Raw genomic sequence first — 2149 nt, 5'->3', positions numbered from 1 at the left:
GTAGAAAACTATAAAATCGAAAATTCAATTTGTATCTTTGTATAAATGTTATTAGATTAGTTTTTATAATATTTGGTTTATTGGGTCAGTGCCGAATATTATTCTGCAAAACCTAAGAAAGCCAATTAAAATAATTATTTTTGGGTTCTTTTATCCAAAAAATCAGTTGAAATAAGTTTTTAACAAGAAAAAATTAAACTATGTCAAGTTTATCTTCTCAAAAAGGCGTATTGCATGGAGATGCAGTGCAAGAGCTCTTCGAAATCGCTAAAAAGCACCAGTTTGCTTTACCAGCCGTAAACGTTACAGGAACAGATACAGTAAATGGCGTTTTAGAAGCAGCAAAAGCCGTAAATTCACCAGTAATCATCCAGTTCTCAAATGGTGGAGCTCAGTTTTATGCAGGTAAATCGTTACCAAACGGTAAACAAGAGGCTTCTATTGCAGGTGCTATTTCAGGTGCTCATCACGTACACCAATTAGCAGAGGTTTATGGTGTTCAAGTGATTTTACATACTGACCACTGTGCTAAGAAATTATTACCTTGGTTAGACGGTTTGTTAGACGCTGGCGAGAAGTTTTATGAACTACATGGTAAGCCATTGTTTTCTTCACACATGATTGACCTTTCAGAAGAGCCAATCGAAGAGAACATCGAAATCTGTAAAACATACCTTGAGAGAATGGCTAAATTGGGTATGACGCTTGAAATTGAATTAGGTGTAACAGGTGGAGAAGAAGATGGCGTTGATAATTCAGACGTAGATTCTTCAAAATTATATACTCAGCCTTCAGAAGTAGCTTATGCTTATGAAGAATTGAGCAAAATCTCTCACCGTTTCACGATTGCAGCTGCTTTCGGAAACGTACACGGTGTTTACAAGCCAGGAAACGTAAAGTTATCTCCAGTTATTCTTCATAATTCTCAAGAATTTGTGAAAGAAAAATATGGTTTAACTGCTGAGAAACCAATCAACTTCGTATTCCACGGTGGTTCTGGTTCATCTCGTGAAGAAATCCGTGAGGCACTTTCTTATGGAGCTATCAAAATGAACATTGATACAGATTTACAATGGGCATTCTGGGAAGGTATCTTAGGATACTACAAAGCGAAGGAAGGTTATTTACAAGGACAAATCGGTAACCCAGAAGGCGAAGATTCACCAAACAAGAAATACTACGACCCACGTGTATGGTTACGTAAAGGTGAAGATACTTTTGTAAGCCGTTTGAAATTAGCTTTTGAAGATTTGAACGCAGCGAATGCTAATCAATATTTATAAGAGTCTATGAGTTTAGAGTTCAAGGTTTATGAGTTTAAAGTCTATGAGTCTATAGTTTAGTAATTACAGTATAGTATTTAATTAGTTCAAAGATTATAAATAAAGCTGTATAAATTATTCTTTTGAATAGTTACATACTAAACTCATAAACCTTGTACTCATAAACTTTAAACTTAAAAAGAAGTCAGATTTCATTATGATGAAGTCTGACTCTTTTTTTATGGATAATTTTTGAATTTCAATATTGAAATTTAGAAAAATCTCCTTAACTTTGCACCCCAATTAAAGAGCAATTATGTGGCTGGGCAATCTGTATGAAGCAAGCAATTGTTTATCAGACCTTTAAAGTTACCGCTGGTTGTCTTTTGGATAAATTATTTAAGAATTTAACAGCAAAATAATCAAGAAATGAACGAGTTAATTAAATTCGTAGAAGCTGAAAATGCTGCACGCCGTGCAGAATTGCCCGAGTTTTCAGCAGGTGATACCATCAATGTTTACATCAAAATCCGTGAAGGAGCTAAAGAACGTATTCAGGTATTCCAAGGAACTGTAATCCAACGTCGTAATAGCGGTGCTGGTGAAATGTTTACAGTACGTAAAATTTCAAACAGTATTGGTGTAGAAAAAATCTTCCCTTTATTATCACCAAACATCGAGAAAATCGAAGTATTGCGTAGAGGTAAAGTTCGTCGTGCTAGATTATTCTATCTACGTGGAAAACAAGGTAGAGCTGCAAAAGTTAGAGAATTGGTTAAGAAAAAATAATCATACTGATTTTTCAATAAAAAACATGAGTCATCCCGAATTTTGTGGATGGCTTGCCCAATAAAAACCTCCTTGTTTATTTTGTGAATTACGACAAA

General features: G+C 34.7%; 2 protein-coding genes. Both read left to right on the top strand.

The annotated features are described in order from the left end of the window. Nucleotides 1-200: 200 nt before the first annotated feature. The gene (gene fbaA / locus AC07XN_RS24150) at nucleotides 201-1283 is read left to right on the top strand and encodes a class II fructose-bisphosphate aldolase (protein ID WP_309914031.1); all 1083 of its coding nucleotides are present in this window, start codon (nucleotides 201-203) and stop codon (nucleotides 1281-1283) included. A gap of 408 nt (nucleotides 1284-1691) precedes the next feature. Next, nucleotides 1692-2051 carry a 50S ribosomal protein L19 gene (gene rplS, locus AC07XN_RS24145; protein WP_309914035.1) on the top strand — a complete coding sequence of 120 codons (360 nt, stop codon included), beginning with the start codon at nucleotides 1692-1694 and terminating at the stop codon, nucleotides 2049-2051. Nucleotides 2052-2149: the final 98 nt, after the last annotated feature.

The sequence above is a fragment of the Arcicella sp. GW458-12-2-14-TSB2 genome (genome assembly GCF_059423785.1).
The sequence above is the reverse complement of the archived record's forward strand: the minus strand, read 5'-3'. Positions and strand labels throughout refer to the sequence as shown.

What these genes read in the sequence shown, in the direction of transcription:
- fbaA (WP_309914031.1), top strand. Translation starts at nt 201, where the DNA reads ATGTCAAGTTTATCTTCTCAAAAAGGCGTATTGCATGGAGATGCAGTG.
- rplS (WP_309914035.1), top strand. Translation starts at nt 1,692, where the DNA reads ATGAACGAGTTAATTAAATTCGTAGAAGCTGAAAATGCTGCACGCCGT.